Genomic DNA, 255 nt, shown 5'->3' with positions numbered 1-255 from the left:
GCCAGCAGCACGGCCTTGTAGCCGGCAATGTTCGCTTGAGACGACAGCACATCCAGGCTCTGGGCGCGGGAGGTACGTGGCGCAGCCTCAAGGGCGAAAGCGGTGATGCCACGTTCGGCCAGCTTGGAGATGGTTTCGTTGTTGAACGGATTGAGCATGCCCACCAGCACGGTGCCGCTCTTGATCAGCGTCAGCTCGCTGTCGCTCGGGGCAACCACCTTGAGGATCAGTTCGGCGCCGAATGCATCACTGGCG

1 pseudogene is annotated in these 255 nt (G+C 62.4%); it reads right to left on the bottom strand.

Going from position 1 to position 255, the window contains the following annotated elements:
• A pseudogene (locus Q7C33_RS29015) lies at window positions 1–255 on the bottom strand (NAD(P)(+) transhydrogenase (Re/Si-specific) subunit alpha); the annotation flags it as partial.

This window comes from Pseudomonas sp. BP11-1-1, assembly GCF_052112105.1.
Classification (GTDB): domain Bacteria; phylum Pseudomonadota; class Gammaproteobacteria; order Pseudomonadales; family Pseudomonadaceae; genus Aquipseudomonas; species Aquipseudomonas alvandae.
The sequence above is the reverse complement of the archived record's forward strand: the minus strand, read 5'-3'. Positions and strand labels throughout refer to the sequence as shown.